Origin of the sequence: Micromonospora sp. PLK6-60, assembly GCF_019890675.1 — a bacterium.
Lineage (GTDB): Bacteria > Actinomycetota > Actinomycetes > Mycobacteriales > Micromonosporaceae > Micromonospora.
Map to the genome: position 1 here is coordinate 160,753 of NZ_JAIOAA010000009.1, position 18,244 is coordinate 178,996.

Annotated in this window: 21 protein-coding genes and 1 other RNA gene; 15 read left to right on the forward strand and 7 right to left on the reverse strand. The window is 73.2% G+C overall.

The features are described 5' to 3' along the window. Positions 1 to 77: 77 nt before the first annotated feature. Positions 78 to 492, forward strand: an RNA gene (rnpB, locus tag K7640_RS18920) — RNase P RNA component class A. Positions 493 to 802: 310 nt separating this feature from the next. Here rnpB and K7640_RS18925 read toward each other — a convergent pair. Next, entirely contained in the window at positions 803 to 1,342 is a 540-nt protein-coding gene (locus K7640_RS18925) for a cupin domain-containing protein (protein WP_222956194.1), read from the reverse strand. Between the two features lie 413 nt (positions 1,343 to 1,755). Further along, positions 1,756 to 2,217: an Lrp/AsnC family transcriptional regulator gene (locus K7640_RS18930; RefSeq protein WP_222956195.1), complete on the reverse strand. Its 462-nt coding sequence runs from the start codon at positions 2,215 to 2,217 to the stop codon at positions 1,756 to 1,758. 99 nt (positions 2,218 to 2,316) lie between these two features. Between K7640_RS18930 and K7640_RS18935 the strand changes: the two genes are divergently transcribed. The 3 genes from K7640_RS18935 (at position 2,317) to K7640_RS18945 (ending at position 3,931) form a co-directional block, all read left to right on the forward strand. Continuing rightward, positions 2,317 to 2,949, forward strand: a complete 633-nt coding sequence (locus K7640_RS18935; protein WP_222956196.1) for a LysE family translocator — start codon at positions 2,317 to 2,319, stop codon at positions 2,947 to 2,949. 130 nt (positions 2,950 to 3,079) lie between these two features. Continuing rightward, positions 3,080 to 3,232: a hypothetical protein gene (locus tag K7640_RS18940; protein ID WP_222956197.1), complete on the forward strand. Its 153-nt coding sequence runs from the start codon at positions 3,080 to 3,082 to the stop codon at positions 3,230 to 3,232. A gap of 123 nt (positions 3,233 to 3,355) precedes the next feature. After that, positions 3,356 to 3,931 (forward strand): hypothetical protein, encoded by a 576-nt coding sequence (locus tag K7640_RS18945; RefSeq protein ID WP_222956198.1) that lies wholly within the window; start codon positions 3,356 to 3,358, stop codon positions 3,929 to 3,931. A gap of 91 nt (positions 3,932 to 4,022) precedes the next feature. On the opposite strand, the gene K7640_RS18950 is transcribed toward K7640_RS18945, so the two are convergent. Both K7640_RS18950 and K7640_RS18955 read right to left on the reverse strand, forming a co-directional pair. Further along, positions 4,023 to 4,514 carry a roadblock/LC7 domain-containing protein gene (locus tag K7640_RS18950; protein ID WP_308042596.1) on the reverse strand — a complete coding sequence of 164 codons (492 nt, stop codon included), beginning with the start codon at positions 4,512 to 4,514 and terminating at the stop codon, positions 4,023 to 4,025. Then, positions 4,511 to 4,882, reverse strand: coding sequence for a hypothetical protein (locus tag K7640_RS18955; protein ID WP_222956199.1), 372 nt, complete (start codon positions 4,880 to 4,882; stop codon positions 4,511 to 4,513). Before K7640_RS18955 ends, K7640_RS18950 begins: the two co-directional genes overlap by 4 nt. A gap of 263 nt (positions 4,883 to 5,145) precedes the next feature. On the opposite strand from K7640_RS18955, the gene K7640_RS18960 reads away from it, so the two are divergent. The 6 genes from K7640_RS18960 (at position 5,146) to npdG (ending at position 10,004) form a co-directional block, all read left to right on the forward strand. Next, the gene (locus tag K7640_RS18960; RefSeq protein ID WP_222956200.1) at positions 5,146 to 5,478 is read left to right on the forward strand and encodes a PadR family transcriptional regulator; all 333 of its coding nucleotides are present in this window, start codon (positions 5,146 to 5,148) and stop codon (positions 5,476 to 5,478) included. Further along, positions 5,472 to 6,437, forward strand: a complete 966-nt coding sequence (locus tag K7640_RS18965) for a hypothetical protein (RefSeq protein WP_308042597.1) — start codon at positions 5,472 to 5,474, stop codon at positions 6,435 to 6,437. The genes K7640_RS18960 and K7640_RS18965 overlap by 7 nt, the downstream gene beginning before the upstream one ends. A 129-nt stretch (positions 6,438 to 6,566) precedes the next feature. Continuing rightward, positions 6,567 to 6,767, forward strand: a complete 201-nt coding sequence (locus K7640_RS18970; RefSeq protein ID WP_222956201.1) for a hypothetical protein — start codon at positions 6,567 to 6,569, stop codon at positions 6,765 to 6,767. 84 nt (positions 6,768 to 6,851) lie between these two features. Further along, entirely contained in the window at positions 6,852 to 7,640 is a 789-nt protein-coding gene (locus K7640_RS18975; protein WP_222956202.1) for a histone, read from the forward strand. Between the two features lie 62 nt (positions 7,641 to 7,702). Then, entirely contained in the window at positions 7,703 to 9,133 is a 1,431-nt protein-coding gene (locus tag K7640_RS18980) for an RNB domain-containing ribonuclease (protein ID WP_222956203.1), read from the forward strand. Between the two features lie 175 nt (positions 9,134 to 9,308). Continuing rightward, positions 9,309 to 10,004 carry an NADPH-dependent F420 reductase gene (npdG, locus tag K7640_RS18985; protein ID WP_222956204.1) on the forward strand — a complete coding sequence of 232 codons (696 nt, stop codon included), beginning with the start codon at positions 9,309 to 9,311 and terminating at the stop codon, positions 10,002 to 10,004. A 182-nt stretch (positions 10,005 to 10,186) separates the two neighbouring features. Here npdG and panB read toward each other — a convergent pair whose 3' ends face one another. Further along, complete coding sequence (gene panB, locus K7640_RS18990) at positions 10,187 to 11,032, reverse strand: 3-methyl-2-oxobutanoate hydroxymethyltransferase (protein ID WP_222956205.1); 846 nt, start codon at positions 11,030 to 11,032, stop codon at positions 10,187 to 10,189. 118 nt (positions 11,033 to 11,150) lie between these two features. Continuing rightward, the gene (locus K7640_RS18995) at positions 11,151 to 12,914 is read right to left on the reverse strand and encodes an NAD+ synthase (protein WP_222956206.1); all 1,764 of its coding nucleotides are present in this window, start codon (positions 12,912 to 12,914) and stop codon (positions 11,151 to 11,153) included. Between the two features lie 190 nt (positions 12,915 to 13,104). Between K7640_RS18995 and glnA the strand changes: the two genes are divergently transcribed. The 4 genes from glnA to K7640_RS19015 all read left to right on the forward strand — a co-directional run bounded on the left by glnA (position 13,105) and on the right by K7640_RS19015 (position 16,147). Continuing rightward, positions 13,105 to 14,454 (forward strand): type I glutamate--ammonia ligase, encoded by a 1,350-nt coding sequence (gene glnA / locus K7640_RS19000; protein ID WP_222956207.1) that lies wholly within the window; start codon positions 13,105 to 13,107, stop codon positions 14,452 to 14,454. 78 nt (positions 14,455 to 14,532) lie between these two features. Beyond that, positions 14,533 to 14,958 carry a DUF350 domain-containing protein gene (locus K7640_RS19005; protein ID WP_222956208.1) on the forward strand — a complete coding sequence of 142 codons (426 nt, stop codon included), beginning with the start codon at positions 14,533 to 14,535 and terminating at the stop codon, positions 14,956 to 14,958. Between the two features lie 32 nt (positions 14,959 to 14,990). Next, positions 14,991 to 15,680: a YafY family protein gene (locus K7640_RS19010; protein ID WP_222956209.1), complete on the forward strand. Its 690-nt coding sequence runs from the start codon at positions 14,991 to 14,993 to the stop codon at positions 15,678 to 15,680. A gap of 98 nt (positions 15,681 to 15,778) precedes the next feature. Continuing rightward, the gene (locus K7640_RS19015) at positions 15,779 to 16,147 is read left to right on the forward strand and encodes a VOC family protein (protein ID WP_222956210.1); all 369 of its coding nucleotides are present in this window, start codon (positions 15,779 to 15,781) and stop codon (positions 16,145 to 16,147) included. 213 nt (positions 16,148 to 16,360) lie between these two features. Here the strand turns inward: K7640_RS19015 and K7640_RS19020 are convergent, their stop codons facing one another. After that, positions 16,361 to 16,828 carry a hypothetical protein gene (locus K7640_RS19020; protein ID WP_222956211.1) on the reverse strand — a complete coding sequence of 156 codons (468 nt, stop codon included), beginning with the start codon at positions 16,826 to 16,828 and terminating at the stop codon, positions 16,361 to 16,363. A 175-nt stretch (positions 16,829 to 17,003) separates the two neighbouring features. Between K7640_RS19020 and K7640_RS19025 the strand changes: the two genes are divergently transcribed. Then, a complete protein-coding gene (locus K7640_RS19025; RefSeq protein ID WP_222956212.1) occupies positions 17,004 to 17,882 on the forward strand; it encodes a virginiamycin B lyase in 879 nt (292 codons plus the stop codon). The last annotated feature ends 362 nt before the right edge of the window (positions 17,883 to 18,244 follow it).

The window sequence follows — 18,244 nt, forward strand, 5'->3', positions numbered from 1 at the left end:
CGCCAACGATCATCGAGACCGCCCTCGGGGCGGAAATGGCGGCGGTATGGGCGTCGTTAGGATGGGGGTGCGACGGACGAGTCGACCGGGCGGTCGCGTCGGCGGGCTCCGGCCCGCCGCCGAGGAACGTCCGGACTCCACAGGGCAGGGTGGTTGCTAACGGCAACCCGGGGTGACCCGCGGGACAGTGCCACAGAAAACAGACCGCCGGCCCGTAACGGGACGGTAAGGGTGAAACGGTGGGGTAAGAGCCCACCAGCACCCCGGGTGACCGGGGTGGCTCGGTAAACCCCACCCGGAGCAAGGCCAAGAATGGGCCGTCACCGCAAGATGACGACCCGCGCAGACGCTTGAGGGCTGCCCGCCCGATGTCTGCGGGTAGGCCGCACGAGCCTGCCGGCGACGGCAGGCCGAGATGGATGGCCGCCGCCGGCGCGTGCCTTCCGGGGTACGCGTCGGGCACAGAATCCGGCGTACAGGTCGACTCGTCCGTCGCCCACCGCGTGAGGCAGGCCCGTCATCCCACATCAGGATTGAAGTGGTGGCTGCCGACTACGCCCACGTCAGGTAGTAATTGCGGGATCATAATCGATAGGGTAAAGGATAAATGGTGATCCGCTGGCATCCAGCTTGACGACACATTCGTTAGCAGGAATGCCGCAGTAGGCTCCGATTATGCTCTCCGGGAATTCGTGGGGCAGGACGACGAGCGGGCCGGAGCCCCCCGTCGATGTATGCCACACGGACCCCGTTCACGTGGCTTCGTGCTGACGGAGGTCGTTGCGCCAGCGATCCATGACGGTCAGTCCCAGTCACCGCTCTTGGGCAGCAGGATCATGTGGTGAGCGGCGAGGGCGTTGCCCATCTCCTCGAAGCGCTCCTGCGTCCACTCCGGTGCCGGACCTCCGTCCGGGTCGGGGTCGTCGCCGTAGTTGAGGAAGAACTGCTCGGCCCCAGCCGGCGTGTAGAACACCATCAGCGTGCCCGTCCCGGAGCCGATGTTCTTGAACCCGTGCCGTGTCATGCGGGGGATGTAGATGAAGTCACCGGCTCCGGCCTCGAAGGTGCCGGCGCCGTTGATGAACTTGAACTCGCCCGAGGCGATGTAGAAGGCCTCGTCCTCGGCCCCGTGGGCGTGCGCGAGGTTGCCGAAGCCCGGTGCCACGTCCATCTCCATGAGACTGAGCTGGTTGCCGCTCTGCTCGCCGGTCAGCTTGACCTTGACACGCTCGCGGCCGCCGTTGAGTTGCTTCAGCGGGCCCTCGTCCTTGCGCACCACGAAACCCCTCGCGGCGGTCCAGATCGGGTCGTCGTTGTCCGGCCCAGGCACCTTCAGGTCCATTTTTCTCTCCTCCTCGAACAGTCGGAGTTCGTTTTGAATGCCGCATTCACGGCCGTTTCTGATTCGAAAATTACGCCCGTTCATTTTTGAGTGCAAGCAAGTGCAGGCGGCCGGGCTCGTGATTATCGACACCGAAAAATATGGGCCGGCAGATGAACTTCGCATGTTCGGCCGGACCGCCGACCGCAGCAGGGCCCCGGCAAAGTCGTGATGGTGTTTGACGTGTGCGGCGTGAAGTGGAAGCGCGCATCGCGCTGGGCCTGACCGAGGCGTCTCAGGTCGACATCGTTCTTGGTGACGGTGCCCGCAACCGGGCTGCGCTCGCGGATCAGATGCCTCGGTGGGCGCTACTTCCGGGAGCCGTGGGCGCAGCGCATCGGATGGCTGCCCGCCCCGGTGACGCCTGAGGAGCGTCAGGCGAGGTCGGTCGGGTAGGGCCGATCGTGCACGAAGCTCTTCATCACCAGGGTGGAGTTCAACCGCTGGACGCCGGGAAGTGTCGACAACACGTCGTCCTCGAGCTGCGCGTACGCATCCAGGTCGGTGGTCCGCACCCGCAGCAGGTAGTCCGGGTCACCGAACAGGCGCTGAGCCAGCAGGACGTTCGGGACGGCCGCCACGCCCTCCTCGAAGGCGAGCAGCGTCGCGCGGTCCTCCTGCCTCATGGTGACGAACACCAGGGCCTCGAAGCCCAACCCCAGCTTTTTCGGATCCACCACCGCCCGGTAGCCCGTGATCGCCCCGGCCGCTTCCAGGTCGCGCACCCGGCGGTGCGTGGGGGACACCGTCAACCCGACCCGGGCCGCCAGGTCGGTCAGGCTCAGCCGCCCGTCGACCTGAAGCTCAGCAATAATCTTCCGATCCAGCGCGTCCACAGCCGAGATTCTTCCACGGAACATGGTCCTGAGCGCAAAAGAGGGAAACACCTTCTGTCACCTAATGGATACGCTTCCTGCCTGGAGAGGGGAGGCAGCGTGGAACTTGCCGCCGTGCTGGGGTTCGCGGCCGTCGCGTTCACCCTCATCGCAGTTCCCGGCCCGGACTGGGCGTTCGTGCTCGCCGCCGGCACGCGTGACCATGTCGTGGCGCCTGCCGTGGGTGGCCTGATGGCCGGCTACGCCCTCATCACGAGCCTGGTCGTGGTCGGTGTCGGTCCGCTCGTCGCGGCCCTGCCCGGGGTCATGACCGGGCTCACCCTCGCCGGGGCCGGCTATCTGAGCTATCTCGGCGTCCGCACCCTACGCGGCACGGGGCGCATCGGCCCGGTCGACACGGCCCCCGCGCCGGCAGCTTCTTCCGGCCGCTCCTTCGCGCGAGGGGTCGGCGTGAGCGCACTGAACCCCAAGGGACTGCTGATCTTCCTGTCGATCCTGCCGCAGTTCACCGGGAGCACCGGCGGATGGCCCCTGCCGGTGCAGTTCGCGGCCCTCGGCGGCATCTTCATCCTCATCGCCGCGCTCTTCTACCTTCCCCTCGGCTACGCCGCCGATCGGGTGCTCGGCGCGCGGCCCCGCGTCGCTCAGCTCACCGCCACCGTCGCCGGGGCGGCCATGCTCCTCGTCGGAGCAGCCCTGCTCGCCGAGCGCATCGTCGAGCTGGCCAGGTAGGCCAGCCGCCAGTACACGGTGGCCTACCAGCCAATATCCACTGGCGACCGATGCTGACACCATCGAGGGATGAGCGAGCCGGTGACGAGTACGACGGCCGCCCCTGCTCGCCGCCGCCCTGTCGCTCGCGGTGCCGGTGGCTCTCGGCGCCGAGTCGATGTTCGGCGGGCGGTGGCCGCAGCCCTGGGACGGCAGCTTCGTGTCCCTGCTCGGCGTCCTGCCGGCCAGCGTCGCGTACGCCGCCGTCACGCGGCTCGGGCCGGGAAGCGCGGACGGCGGATGACCGGCCCGCCCGGTCCGGCCGGACCCGCGAAGTCCGTCCGACCGGACGCCCGCGATGCCCCGCGCGGCCGTCCTCGACCGTTGACCCCGATGGGTACGGTGAGACGGCCTGGAGGAGGGTGCGATGGCGCTCATTGGACTGTGGCGGCAGCGGCGGCGTAAGGGCAGGCCGGTTCGCGTGATCGTGGGTCTGGTCCTGGTGATCGTCGTCGGCCTCGGCCTCATCTACGGGCTGCACTGGCTGCTCAATCCGTGGGTGTCGGCGCCCGGCCGGCCCGCCCTGACCGGTTACTGGCAGGGCGAGGTGTCCATGGCGGACGGCGACGACCGCCGGCTGGTCCTGCACCTGATCGGTGACCCGCGCGACCAGAAGTGCTACGACTGCCCGGAGATCGACGGCGCCGCGAAGGTGTGCGGGGCCGGCCAGCGCACCGTGTATGAGGTGTGGGGCGATCCGGAGAACTTCAAGGGCACCAGGTTCTCGGTGAAGACCCGCCCCGAGCGGCACGAACCGGGCCTCTTCCTCAACGGCCTCGCCGGTGAGCGGGACGGCGACCTGCTGCGGCTCCAGGCCACGATCACGAAGATCGATCCCGACGGGGTGGCCCGGTCCTCCACCAGCGACGACAACCCGCCCGATCCGCCGACCCGGGTCGAGCTGCGGCGGGCCACCAAGGCGGACTACCGGGCCGCCTGCTGACCGCCGGTCACCCGCCCTCGGGCACCCCGCGCCACATCTGCGGGCCGCGCCGGGCAGAGGTCCGCCTGGAACGCGCGGCGACCCGTGCCGGTCAGGCGTCCGCCGCCGCGTCCGCCAGCAGGGCGGCCAGCCGGGCCGCCACCCCCGGCGCGTGCAGGTGCAGCCGGGCCACGTTGATGCTGTCCTCGCCGATCACGGCGAGCAGCGCCTGCTCACTGACCGCGTAGACGCTCAGGTAGCCGTGCTCGTTGCGGACGGTGGACTGCTGGAAGCCGCCCTGCGCGAGCCGCAGGCCGATCTGCCGGCCGAGGCCGTACGTGGTGGCGGCCAGTGCCGCCAGGTCGTTGGGGTCCGCCGCGTTCTGCAGGTTGTGCGCGACGAGCAGGCCGTCCACGCCGCCGAGGACGCAGCCGTGCACCCCGGGGATCTGGGTACGCAGGTCGGCCAGCTCCCGCCCGATCGCCGCGTACGGCAGCGACGGGTCCCCGGCCAGCGACGGCGGCAGCTCGCGGGGCGGCGGCAGGTCGGCGGCGCGGGCGGCGCGGCGGGGCAGGGTCTGTCCGGTGCTCTCCGCCCCGCTCACAGCTCCAGGGTCTCCTCGATGCTGCGCAGCTGGTGCCGGGCCAGCGCGAGGTTGGTGCGGGACTTGCTCACCATCAGATAGAGGAAGAGTCCCTTGCCGGTGCGGCTGGTGAGCGGGCGGATCAGATGGTACTGCGTGCCGAGGGTGATCAGGATGTCCTCGATCTCGTCCTTGAGGTCGAGCATCTCGATGGTGCGCATCTTGGCGCGGACCACGTCGGTGTTGCCGGCGGCGGCGACGGTCAGGTCGATCTCCCCGGTGCCGCCGGCCACCCCCAGGGTCATCCCGCTGGTGTAGTCGACAAGTGCCGCGCCGATCGCTCCGTCGATGCTCATCGCGCTCTTCAGCGCCGCGTCAAGGTTGCTCACGCTTGTTCTCCCCAGGTTCTGACGGGTGCGTCCGGTGTCCGGCCGGGGTTTCCGGCGGTGACAGCCGAGCGGCCCGCGTATGTGCTGCGACGAGGCTCGCACATGCCGGGCCGCGGTGCATCCGGCGGCACCCTCAACCACCCGCGCGGACCCGTACGCGCTACTGCGGTCCCGCAAATGGGACTCCCCGTGGGATGGCCGAAGTCGACCATGGCTGGTACAGCCGCCCCCACCCCTATGTAGAAAACCGATAGAGTACGGCCATGCGGCTGACCGTTCCGGTGGCGAAGGTGCTCTCCGCCCTCCTCGCCGAGCCGGAGACATCCCGTTACGGCCTCGACCTGATGCGCGCCACCGGGCTGCCCAGCGGCACGCTCTATCCGGTGCTGCACCGGCTCCGGGCCGCCGGCTGGCTGGCGGCCGACTGGGAGGAGGTCGACCCGGTCACCGAGGGCCGGCCGGCCCGCCGCTACTACCAACTCACCGGCGAGGGCGCCCGCGCCGCCCGGCTGGCCCTGGCCGAGCTGCGGGCCCTCGCCTCGGCCGCGCCCACCACCGCCGGGGGCGCCGCGCCGGCCGGAGCCCCGGCGTGCTGACCCGGCGGCTGGCCGGGCTGCTGCTGCGCGCGGCCGTCCGGCGCTGGCCGGCGGAGCTGCGCGCCGAACTGGCCCGGGAGTGGGCCGCCGAGCTGCACGTGCTGGCCCGGGCCGGCCGCCGCTGGCCGATGCTGCGCTTCGCCGCCAGCCTGGCCGCCGGCCGGCCCGCCACGCCGCTGGTGGACCGCGCCGTGCTGCACCGCCGGCTGTGGCGCACCGCCGGGGTGCTGCTGCTCGCCCCGCCGGCCTGCGTCGCGGTCGTCGCGCTCACCGGCCTCGCGATGGCGATGGGATACGACCAGCTCGCGGTGCGCGTCGCCTGGGCCACCGACGCGCAGCTGCCGATCTGGACCGGGCTCACCGCCTGCCTGGCCGTGGTGCTCGCGCTCGCCGTCACCCGGGCCGCCCGGCACACCGTCCGGGTCGGGGCACTGCCCACCGCGCTCGGCGTGCTGCTGCCGATCGGCGCGACGGCGACCGTGCTGCTGGCTCTGTTCGCCAGCCGGGGAGAGGGCGGCGCGCTCGACATGGTGTCCGGCACGCTGCTCTGGCTCGCCCTGCTGACGCCCGCCCTCTGGGCGGCGGGGTGGCTGGCCCGCCGGGGGCGTACCCGACTGGCCTGGCTGGTCGGGCTGCTCGGCGCGCTGGTGGCGGCCGACGCCGCGGTGGTGCTCGCGGTGGTCTCCGCGATCCCGGCGGTGCCGGTCGGGCCGGTCACCGAGCTGCCCGCCGACGCGGTGGACCGGGTCTCCGCCCCGCTCTGGCTGCTCAACTGCCTGACCGACTCGTCGCTGGGGCTGCCCCGCCCGACCGACTGGGAGCTGTTCCTCATCACCGACCGGGTGCTGGTCGAGCCGATGTTCTACCTCGCCTGCACCCCGTACGCGGTGGCGTACGCCGTCGCGGTGGCCCGTCCGGGCCCGGCGGCCGAGCCGGTGGCCGTGCCGTCGGTCGCCTGATCCGCGGCCGTTCCGCGACTTCCGCCGTTCCCGCCCGCGACGGCCCTGAGCAGGTCTAATGTGGAGGTGCCGGCGACTATTTGTGGCGTTCCGGTGGCGGCCGGGCGGTTCGCGGTGCACAGTGAGCGCATGAGCGACAACGGAAGTGGTGGGCACTACTACTGGTGCACGCGACACCACCGGGTCGAGACCGATGCTGACGTGTGTCCCGCGAAGCACGTGCTCGGACCGTACGCCTCGGCGGCCGACGCGGAGAACGCCCTGCAGAAGGTGCGGGAGCGCAACGAAGCGTGGGAAACCGAGGACGCCCGTTGGGCCGGGGAGGGCTGACAGACGACGCGGGACGGCCGCGTCGAGGAACTCCGTGCTCCGTGGGGGAGCACGCGAGCGCATGTCCCCAAGGAGGGAACCCAGATGGCCGAAGCACGTAAGGCCACCACCCGCCCGGCCGCCAAGCGTACGAGCACGTCGGGCGCCACCAGGTCCACCCGGACGACGTCGGCCGGCCGGGCTTCGGCGAACGCGTCCGGTGCCGGCGCCGGACGGGTACCGGCCAAGAAGGCGGTCGCGAAGAAGGCGGCGGCCAAGAAGACGGTGACCCGGAAGGCGACGACCGCCAGGACGGCGCCGGCCACGAAGACCACCGCGAAGAAGGCGCCGGCCGGCCGGACCACGGCGAAGAAGACCACCGCCGCGAAGAAGACCACCGCGGCGCGGAGCACGGCGGCCAAGAAGACCACCGCGGCCAAGAAGACCACCGCCGCGAAGAAGACCACGGCGGCGAAGAAGACCACCGCGGCGAAGAAGGCTCCGGCCAGGAAGACCACCACGGCGCGGACCACCACGGCCAAGAAGGCGCCCGCCGCGAAGAAGACCACGGCGGCGAAGAAGACCACGGCCGCCAAGAAGACCACCGCCGCGCGGAAGACCACGGCCAAGAAGGCGCCGGCGCGCAAGACCACCACCACCGCCCGCAAGACGACCACCACCCGCCCGGGCGGGGCGCGCACGGCGGCGGCGAAGAAGGCACCGGCGAAGAAGGCCACCACCGCCAAGAAGACGACGGCGGCCAAGAAGGCGCCGGCCCGCAAGACCACCGCCGCCAAGAAGGTCACCGCCCGCAAGGCGCCGGCCCGCACGGCCGCCGCCCGGGCGACCGCTCCGCGCGGGGTACGGGCCACCTCCCGCCGGGCCACCGGCTGACGGTCGGGGCACGGGCCGAACGCCGGAAGGCGGATCAGGCGGCCCGCTGCCAAGATTGACACGTGGTCATCCGACGCGTACTGGCACCCCGTATCGACTTCGGCGCGCTGCGCCGCGAGCTGAAACTGCCCGAGCAGTTCCCGCCCGCGGCGCGGCGCGAGGCCGACGAGGCGGCGGCGGCCCCGCTGCCCCCCGCCGCGGACCGCACCGACGTCGAGTTCGTCACCCTCGACCCGGTCGGCTCGCGCGACCTGGACCAGGCGATGCACCTCGGCCGCCGGCCGGGCGGCTACCGGGTCCGGTACGCCATCGCCGACGTCGCCACCCACGTACGCCCCGGCGGCGCGCTGGAGGAGGAGACCTGGCGGCGCGGGCAGACCGTCTACCTGCCCGACGGCAACGTCCCGCTGCACCCGCACACGCTCAGCGAGGGCGCGGCCAGCCTGCTGCCCGGCCAGGACCGGGCCGCGGTGCTGTGGACCATCGACCTGGACGCCGACGGCGGCATCGTGGCGGTCGAGCTGGAACGCGCCCGGGTGCGCAGCCGGGCCCAGCTGGACTACCGCGGGGTGCAGGCCGACGCGGAGGCCGGCCGGCTGCCCGACCCGATCGCCCTGCTGCCCGAGATCGGCGCCCTGCTCACCGCCCGGGGGCTGCGGCGTGGCGCGATGAACCTGCCGCTGCCCGAGCAGGACGTCGAGCCGGACGGCGACGGCTGGCGGCTGGTGCTGCGCGGGCCGGTGCCGATGGAGGACCACAACGCGCAGATCTCGCTGCTCACCGGCATGGCCGCCGCCGACATCATGCTCGCCGGCCGGGTCGGGTTGCTGCGCACCATGCCCCCGCCCAAACCGGAGGCGGTCCAGCGGCTGCGTACCGCCGCCGCCCCGCTCGGCGTCGACTGGCCCGCCGGCATGAGCGTGGGCGAGCTGCTCGCCGGGCTGGACGCCGCCGAGCCCCGGTCGGCGGCCTTCATCGACCAGGCCGCCGAGCTGATGCGCGGCGCCGGGTACACCGCCTTCGACGGCGAGCTGCCGGAACAGCCCGGCCACGGCGGGGTCGGGGCCGCGTACGCCCATGTCACGGCGCCGCTGCGCCGGCTGGCCGACCGGTACGTCGCCGAGGTCTGCCTGGCGCTGCACGCGGGCCGGGAGGTGCCGGACTGGGCGCGCACCGCGCTGCCGAAGCTGCCGGAGGTGATGGCGGTGACCGACCGGACGGCCGGCGCCGCCACCCGCGGCGCGATCGAGCTGGCCGAGGCGGTGCTGCTGGAACACCGGGTGGGGGAGACCTTCGACGCGGCGGTGCTGGACGTGGACGCGCCGCCCGCCGGCGAGGCGAAGCCTGGCCGCGAGCCGGGCGGCACGGTGGCGCTGGACGAGCCGCCGGTGCGCGCCCGCTGCGTCGGCGAGCTGCCGCTCGGCGAGCGGGTCCGGGTACGGCTGGTTACCGCCGACCCGGCGCAGCGGAAGGTCGCCTTCGCACGGGCCTGAATCGGCCCCGGCCTGCCCCGGCTGGCCACCGCCGACCTGGAGATCGGCGGTGAGCTGATCCGCGCGCGCCACCGGGCCCGCCGTCGGTCCGCCCGCCGTCGATCCGGGGCGGCAGCGGGGATTCTCACATCGCCCGGCGGCTGCCGGGACGTCGGCGCTTTGCGAGGATGACCGCATGGCTTACGACGCGACCACGCTGCCCGACGTGTCCGGACTGACCGTCGGCATCATCGGCGGCACCGGTGACCAGGGGCGAGGGCTAGCCTACCGGTTCGCCCGGGGCGGGCAGCGGGTGCTGATCGGCTCGCGGTCGGCCGAGCGGGCCGGCGAGGCGGCCGCCGAGATCGCGGCGCTGCCCGGCGTGCCGGCCGGCGTCGTCACCGGCGCCGACAACGACGAGGTGGCCCGGCGCAGCGACGTGGTCGTGATCGCGGTGCCGTGGGACGGGCACGCCGCCACCGTCGCCGCGCTCGCCGAGCCGCTGGCCGGCAAGATCGTGGTCGACTGCGTGAACCCGCTCGGCTTCGACAAGCAGGGCCCGTACGCGCTGACCGTGCCCGAGGGCAGCGCCGTGCAGCAGGCCGCGGCGCTGCTGCCCGACTCCCGGGTGTGCGCCGCGTTCAACCACGTCAGCGCGCCGCTGCTGGCCGACCCCGAGGTCGACCGGATCGAGCTGGACGTGCTGATCTGCACCGAGGACCGGGAGCTGGTGGGCGTCGTCGGCGCGCTGGCCGCCCGGATCCCGGGCATGCGGGGCATCTACGCCGGCCGGCTGCGCAACGCCCACCAGGTCGAGGCGTTCACCGCCAACCTGATCGCCATCAACAAGCGCTACAAGGCGCACGCCGGTATCCGCGTCACCGACCTCTGAGCCGCTGCCGCCCGCGGCGGGTTCGGTGCGGGCGTGCGTTGCGGGCGGCGGGTGCGTCGCGGGCGTGCGGTGCGGGCGTGCGTTGCGCACGGCGGGTTCGGTGCGGGCGGGCACTGGCTCCAGGTGTTAAGAAGGGGCCCCTGCTATGCAGAATGCGTTAACAGGGTGCCCCTCCTTACACCTCAGAAGGTGTGCTCGGCGGCGGGGAACTCCCCACCGCGGACCTCGTCGGCGAACCGCCGGGTCGCCTCCGACAGCACGCCGGCCAGTTCCGCGTAGCGCTTGACGAAGCGCGGCGCCTTGCCGGTGCGCAGGCCGGCCATGTCCTGCCAGACCAGCACCTGGGCGTCGGTGTCCGGGCCGGCGCCGATGCCCACGGTCGGGATGGGCAGCTCGGCGGTGATCCGCTTGGCCACCTCGCCCGGCACCATCTCCAGCACCACCGCGAAGGCGCCGGCCTCGGCCACCGCGCGCGCGTCGGCGATCACGTCGTCGGCGGCGTCGCCGCGCCCCTGCACCCGGTAGCCGCCGATGGCGTGCTCGCTCTGCGGGGTGAAGCCGATGTGCGCCATCACCGGGATGCCGGCGCCGGTGATCGCGGCGATCTGCGCGGCGCAGCGCCGGCCGCCCTCCAGCTTCACCGCGTGGCAGCCGCCCTCCTTCATGAACCGCACCGCGGTGCGCAGCGCCTGCGTCGGCCCCTCCTCGTACGAGCCGAACGGCAGGTCGCCGACGATGAGGGCCTGCCGGGTGGCGCGGACCACCGCGCGGACCAGCGGCAGCAGCTCCTCGGCGGTCACCGGCACGGTCGTCTCGTAGCCGAAGACGTTGTTCGCGGCCGAGTCGCCGACCAGCAGCGCCGGGATGCCCGCGGCGTCGAAGATCCCGGCGGTGTACTGGTCGTACGAGGTGAGCATCGACCAGCGCTCGCCGCGCTCCTTGGCGGCGATCAGGTCGCGGGTGCGGACCCGTCGGGTGGCCGGCCCGCCGTACAGGGCGGTCACCTCGGTGGGGGTGGATTCCACCATCACTGTCTCCCTTCCTCGAGGCCGCGTACGCGGTCCCCGGGTGTTGCCGTGATCGTCGCACCGGGCCGGGGTGGGGCGGCAGGGGACAGTGGAAGATCTCACTCCGGCCCGGACCGGCTCAACCGTGCTCGCGCCAGCGGTTGGTGATCGGCAGGCGGCGGTCCCGCCCGAACGCCTTGATGGAGATCTTGGTGCCGGGGGCGGACTGGCGCCGCTTGTACTCGGCGAGATCCACCATCCGGAGCACCTTGTCCACCACCGCCGGGTCGTGGCCGGAGGCGATCAGCCCCTCCCGGCCGAGGTCGCCGTCGACGTACCCGATCAGGATCGGGTCGAGCACGTCGTACTCCGGCAGGGTGTCGCTGTCGAGCTGGCCGGGGCTCAGCTCCGCCGACGGCGGCTTGCCGATCGAGTTCTCCGGGATCGGCGGGGTCTCGCCCCGGGCGGCGGCGTCCGCGTTGCGCCACTTCGCCAGCCGCCAGACCAGCGTCTTCCAGACGTCCTTGATGGGGTTGTAGCCGCCGACCGAGTCGCCGTAGAGGGTGGAGTAGCCGACCGCCAGCTCGCTCTTGTTGCCGGTGGTGAGGACCAGGTGCCCCTCCTGGTTCGACAGCGCCATCAGGATCACCCCGCGGACCCGGGCCTGGAGGTTCTCCACGGCCACCCCGGACAGCGACAGGTTGGCCAGGAAGGCGTCCACCATCGGCTGGATCGGCTCGACCCGGTAGTCCAGCCCGGTGCGCTTGGCCAGCTCCGCCGCGTCCTCCCGGGAGTGCTCGGAGGAGTGCTGGCTGGGCAGTGACACCCCGACCACCCGGTCGGCGCCGAGCGCGTCCACCGCCAGCGCCGCCACCACCGCCGAGTCGATGCCGCCGGAGAGGCCGAGCACCACCGACGGGAAGCGGTTCTTGTTCACGTAGTCGCGCAGGCCGAGCACCAACGCCTGCCACACCTCGGCCTCGTCGGCGACCGGCGCGATGATCCCGCCGGTCGCGATCTCCCCGGTGGGCGCGGGCGGCAGGATGTCGCTGACCTTCGCCCGGACGATCCGCATGTCGTCGGCGAGCTGCTCGCCCCGGTCGACCGGTTCCTCGGCCGGGGGCAGCTCCACGTCGTGCACCAGCAGGTGCTCGACGAACTGCGGCGCCCGGGCCAGCAGGGCGCCGTCGGCGCCGACGATCATCGAGTCGCCGTCGTAGACCAGCTCGTCCTGGGCGCCGACCATGTTCACGTACGCGATGGTGGCGCCGGCCTCGGCGGCCCGGCGGCGGACCAGCGGCAGCCGGACGTCGTCCTTGTTCAGCTCGTACGGCGAGCCGTTGATGGTGAGCACCAGCCCGACCCCGGCCTGCCGGGCCACCGCGAACGGGCCGCCGGCCTGCCACAGGTCCTCGCAGATGGTCAGCGCGACGTCCACCCCGCCGATCCGGACCACGGTGAGGGTGTCGCCCGGCACGAAGTAGCGGTCCTCGTCGAACACCCCGTAGTTGGGCAGGTGGTGCTTGAAATAGGTGGCCACCACCCGGCCCTGGTGCAGCAGCGCGGCGGCGTTGCGGGCCCCCCGGCCCGGCTCGGCGTCCGCGCTGACCTGTGGCGGCCCGTCGGCGTCCAGGTAGCCGACCAGCACCGGCAGCTCGCCCAGCCCGTCGGCGGCCAGGTCGGCGGCGAGCCGGTCCCGGGCGGCCCGCGACGCCGCGACGAAGGAGCGCCGGAAGACCAGGTCCTCGACCGGGTAGCCGGTGAGCATCAGCTCGGGGAAGAGGACCAGCTGGGCGCCGGCGTCGGCGGCCCGGCGGGTCCACCGCCGGACCAGGTCGGCGTTGCCGTCCAGGTCGCCTACGGTCGGGTTGACCTGGGAAAGGGCGAGGCGCAGCGTGGGCATGCCCTCATCTTGCCGCAGCCACCGGCACCCGACACGGGCGGACGCCGGACGTGGGCGGAGGTGGGACACCGCGCGACGGCGCGCCCGCCGAGCGCGTAACGTCGGCGTAACGAGGTAGATGGACACTGGTCGGTCAGGCGCGTGGCCGGCCCGACCGGTGGCGGAGAACAGTGTCGCGAGGTGTGTAGAAGTGGACCGTCAGCAGGAGTTCGTCCTCCGCACGCTGGAAGAACGGGACATCCGTTTCGTCCGGCTGTGGTTCACCGACGTGCTCGGCACGCTCAAGAGCGTGTCGGTCGCGCCCGCTGAGCTGGAGGCGGCCTTCGAGGAGGGCATCGGCTTCGACGGCTCCGCGATCGAGGGCTTCGCCCGGGTCTTCGAGTCGGACATGGTCGCCATGCCCGACCCGACCACCTTCCAGGTCTTCCCGTTCGAGGGCGGGGTCAGCGGCGAGAGCGCCCGGATGTTCTGCGACATCCTGCTGCCCGACGGCGCACCGTCCTGGGCCGACCCCCGGCACGTGCTGCGCCGGGCGCTGTCCAAGGCCGCCGAGAAGGGCTTCACGTTCTACACCCACCCGGAGATCGAGTTCTTCCTGCTGGAGAACGGCCCCCAGGACGGGTCGGTGCCGGTGCCGGTGGACACCGGCGGCTACTTCGAGCACACCACCCACGCGGTGGCCCGGGACTTCCGCCGGCAGGCGGTGCTGGCGCTGGAACGGATCGGCATCTCGGTGGAGTTCAGCCACCACGAGGTCGCCCCCGGCCAGCAGGAGATCGACCTGCGCTACGCCGACGCGCTGACCACCGCCGACAACATCATGACCTTCCGGCACGTGGTGAAGGAGGTGGCGCTCTCCACCGGGGTGCAGGCCACCTTCATGCCGAAGCCCTTCACCGACCAGCCGGGCAGCGGCATGCACACCCACCTGTCGCTGTTCGAGGGGGAGCGCAACGCGTTCCACGACGGCGGCGACCCGATGAAGCTCTCCAAGGTGGCCAAGTCCTTCATCGCCGGCCTGCTGATGCACGCCCGGGAATACACCGCGGTCACCAACCAGTGGGTCAACTCCTACAAGCGGCTCTTCCCGCAGGCGCTGCCGGACCGGATCACCGAGAGCCCGGCGTACGTCTGCTGGGGTCACCTGAACCGGTCCGCGCTGGTCCGGGTGCCGGCGTACGGCAAGCCGAACTCGGCCCGGATCGAGGTCCGCTCGCTGGACTCGGCGGCCAACCCCTACCTGGCCTACGCGGTGCTGCTCGGGGCCGGCCTGAAGGGCATCGAGGAGGGCTACGAGCTGCCGCCGGGCGCCGAGGACGACGTCTGGTCGCTGTCCAGCGCCGAGCGCCGGGCGATGGGTTACGAGGCGCTGCCGGAGAACCTGGCCGAGGCGATCGACGTGATGGCCGGCTCGGAGCTGGTCGCGGAGGTGCTCGGCGAGCACGTCTTCGACTTCTTCCTGCGCAACAAGCGCGCCGAGTGGGAGCAGTACCGTCGCGAGGTCACCCCGTACGAGCGGCAGCGTTACCTCTCGCTCTAGATCACCGTGGTGCGGTGCCGCTATCGTCTGCGGCACCGCGCCGGCACCCCGCCGCGCGGCGAGGGCGGGAGGCGGCCGGTGCTGGAGGATCTGCTCAGCGGAGCCTGGCAGAGCGTGGTGTTCGGGATCGTCGGGGTGGGCCTGATGGCGGCCGGCTTCGGCCTGGTCGACCTGCTCACCCCGGGGAAGCTGCGGGAGCTGATCTGGGTGCGGCGCAACGGCAACGCCGCGCTGCTGCTGGCCGCGAACCAGCTCGGCGTCGCCGGCATCGTCTTCACCGCGATCCTGACCAGCTACGACTCGTTCGGCAAGGGGCTCGCCTCCACGGTGCTCTTCGGGCTGATCGGGCTGGCCGTCATGGCGCTGGCCTTCGTGGTGCTGGACCTGCTCACCCCGGGCCGGCTCGGCGAGATCATCGGCGCCGACGAGCCGCACCCGGCCGCCCGGGTCAGCGCGGCCAGCCACTTCGGGGCCGCGCTGATCGTCTGCGCCTGCATCGCCTGAGCGCCGTCGTACCCCGGGGTTAGCCTGCGGGGGTGAACCGCACGGATCGGCTCTACGCCCTGGTGGAGGAGTTGCGGGCGGTGTCGCCGCGACCGCGCAGCGCCCGCTGGCTGGCCACCCGGTTCGAGGTGAGCACCCGCACCGTCGAGCGGGACATCGGCGCGTTGCAGGCTGCCGGGGTGCCGATCTGGGCGGAGCCGGGCCGCACCGGCGGCTACGCGCTCGACCGGGCGCACACCCTGCCCCCGGTCAACCTGACCCCCACCGAGGCGGTGGCGATGGCCCTGGCGCTGCACCGGCTGGGCGGCGGCCCGTTCGCCGGTGCCGCCGGCTCCGCGCTGCGCAAGCTGCTCGCGGTGCTGCCGCCGCCCGCCGCCGCCGAGGCGCGCCGGCTGGCCGGCCGGGTGCACCTGATCGGCGGCGGGCCGGCCACCCCCGTCCCGGCCGCCGTCGCCGACGCGGTCTCCGCGCGGCGGGTGCTCCGCCTGACGTACGCCGACCGCGCCGGCGCCGACTCGGTGCGCGACGTGGAGCCGCTGGGCTACCTGGGCAACCGGACCCACTGGTATCTGGTGGCCTGGTGCCGGCTGCGCGACGGGCTGCGCTGCTTCCGCACCGACCGGATCGTCGCCGTGCGCCCGCTGGCCGAGCCGGTGACCCGGGAGCTGCGCCCCGACGACCTGGACATCCCGCACGAGGTCCGCCCGCTCAGCCTGGCCTGACCGGCGTGGGATCGGCGGGGAAACACCGACAGGGGGTTGTCGCGGCCGGGGTCGAGGGTGGGGGTGACGGTTCAATCCGACGACCCACGGGAGACCCCATGTCCGACACGCCCATCACCTGGTTCGAGATCGGCACCGACCGCCCGGCGGAGGCCGAGCGCTTCTACGGCGAGATGTTCGGGTGGAGTTTCGAGGAGCAGGGCGGGCCCGCCGCGTCGTACCGGGTGACGGCGGCCGGCGGGGAGCAGGGGATCGGGGGCGCGATCCGGGTCACCGAGGGGCAGCCGCCCTACGCGATCTTCTACGCCGAGGTCGCCGACGTGGCGGACGCCTGCCGGCGGGCGGAGGCGGCCGGCGGCAAGGTGGTGTCGCCACCGCGTACCGCGCCGAGCGGTCTGGTCTCCGCCCACCTGGTCGATCCGGTCGGCAACCGGCTCGGCGTCTTCACCCCGCCCACCCCGGCCTGACCGCCGTCGGGCCGTCTCGCGCTGGTCAGCGTCTCCGGGCGCCGCCACCTGCACCGGCGTACCCGACGGCCGCTACGTGCAGACGGCCTGGCAGCGGGCCCCGCCGGAGACGACCGGCGGGGCCCGCTGTCGGGGGTGCGGTGGCCCGCCGGGCGACGGGCGGCGGCCAGGAGGGAAAGGGACGGCCGGCCCGGGCCCGGCGGGGCCACCGGGTCAGTTGCCGTCCGCGCCCCAGCGCATGTGGTGACCCCGGCCGCCCGGTCCCGGGAAGACCCCCGCGTCGACGGCCTGCTGGATCGCGTCGGCCTGCTCCTGGGTGAGCTTGCCGTCCTTGACCGCCTGGTCCAGGCGGTCCTTCAGCTTCGCCTGCCGGTCCTCACCGGTCGGGCGCTGCGGCCGGTCGGCCTGGTGCTGCTCGCGGAGCTTCGCCAGCGCGGCGGTGACCTTCTCGGTCGGTACGCCCAGCTCCTTGGCCAGCGCCTCGGCGAACTCGCCCTGCCGGTCGGCTCGCTCCTGCTGCCGGTCGGCGCCCTTGCCGGTGCCGCCCTGATCGGTGCTGCTGCTGGCGCTCGGCGTCGGGGTGGCGTCCCCGGCGAAGGCGGGAGCGGCGATCCCCACCCCGAGTACCCCGGCGGCGGCCAGGCCGGCCAGCAGGTGCTTCTTCGAGATCGTGCGGGACATCGGTCCTCCGGTCGATTCCAGTGATGTGGCCTTGACGTCACCCACCGTGACCGCCGGACCTGGGGGCGACCCGTGGCGACCCTATGAGCCAGCTGGCAATTGCCCCGGTAATGCCGTTGCGCGGGCGGACCGGTGCGGGGAGGGTGGGCGGGATTCGACGGGACGGAGACCGATCATGGCGGACATCCGGGAGATCGAGCTGGCGGGCCCGGGCGCGGGGCCGTACGGGATCACGACCGGGCCGGACGGGGCGCTCTGGGTCACCCTGGCCGGGGGCGGCGGGACCGCCCGGGTGTGGCCGGACGGCACGGCGCGGCACCATCGCGACGATCCGCCCGACAGCCGGCCGCTGATCATCACCACCGGCCCGGACGGTGCCCTCTGGTACACCCGCTCGGGGGACGACCGGCTAGGGCGGGTCACCACCGGGGGCGTCACCAGCTCGGTGCCGCTGCCGGCGGGCAGCGGACCGTGCGGCCTCGCCGCCGGTCCCGACGGCGCCCTCTGGTACGCGGCCATGAACCGCGACACCATCGGCCGGGTCACCCCGGACGGGCGGGTGACCGAGTTCCCGCTGCCGGTGACCGGGGCCTTCGCCTCGATGCTCGCCGTCGGCCCGGACGAGGCGCTGTGGTGCACCCTCAACCAGGCCAACGCGATCGCCCGGATCGGCCTGGACGGGCGGGTGCGGCTGCATCCCGTACCGACCGCCGCGTCCGGCCCGGTCGGCATCACCCTCGGCGCCGACGGCGCGCTCTGGTTCGTGGAGATCGCCGCCGGTCAGCTGGGCCGGCTCACCGTCGACGGCACGATCACCGAGTTCCCGCTGCCGGACCGGGCCGCGCGTCCGCACGCCGTCGTCGCCGACCCGGCCGGCGGCTGCTGGTTCACCGAGTGGGGCGCGAACCGCGTCGGCCACCTGGACCCCGCCGGCCGCATCGAGGAGTACGACCTCCCCACCCCGAACTCCGAACCCCACGGCCTCACCCTGGCCCCCGACCACACCCTCTGGATAGCCCTCGAACAAGGCCCCCTGGCCCACCTGACCCCCTGACCCCCTGACCCCACCGGGCCCGGCGGTACTCCCGCCGGCGGTGGTCCGCGTCGTCGCGCCCGGCGACCAGCAGCTGCACCCCATTCAGGAGGCGTTGCGCCGTTGCGTCGAAGTCGTGCCGGGCGCGCCGCCGGCCGGCTCGTCGAGCGTCGCCAGCGAAACGACCCGGGCGTCGGGCAGATCGTGGCCGCCGCCGTGGCGGGCGTCGAGGCGCTGCGTGGCGGGCTCCGTGAACCCGCAGGTGATGGGTGCAAGCCCATACCGTCCCTCGCCGGGCGCCGGGCGCCGGGCGCCGGGCGCCGGAAGCCGCACCGCCCGCGTCGCCGCGCCCAGGGGTATCGCCCGTGCCGCACACCCGGGGG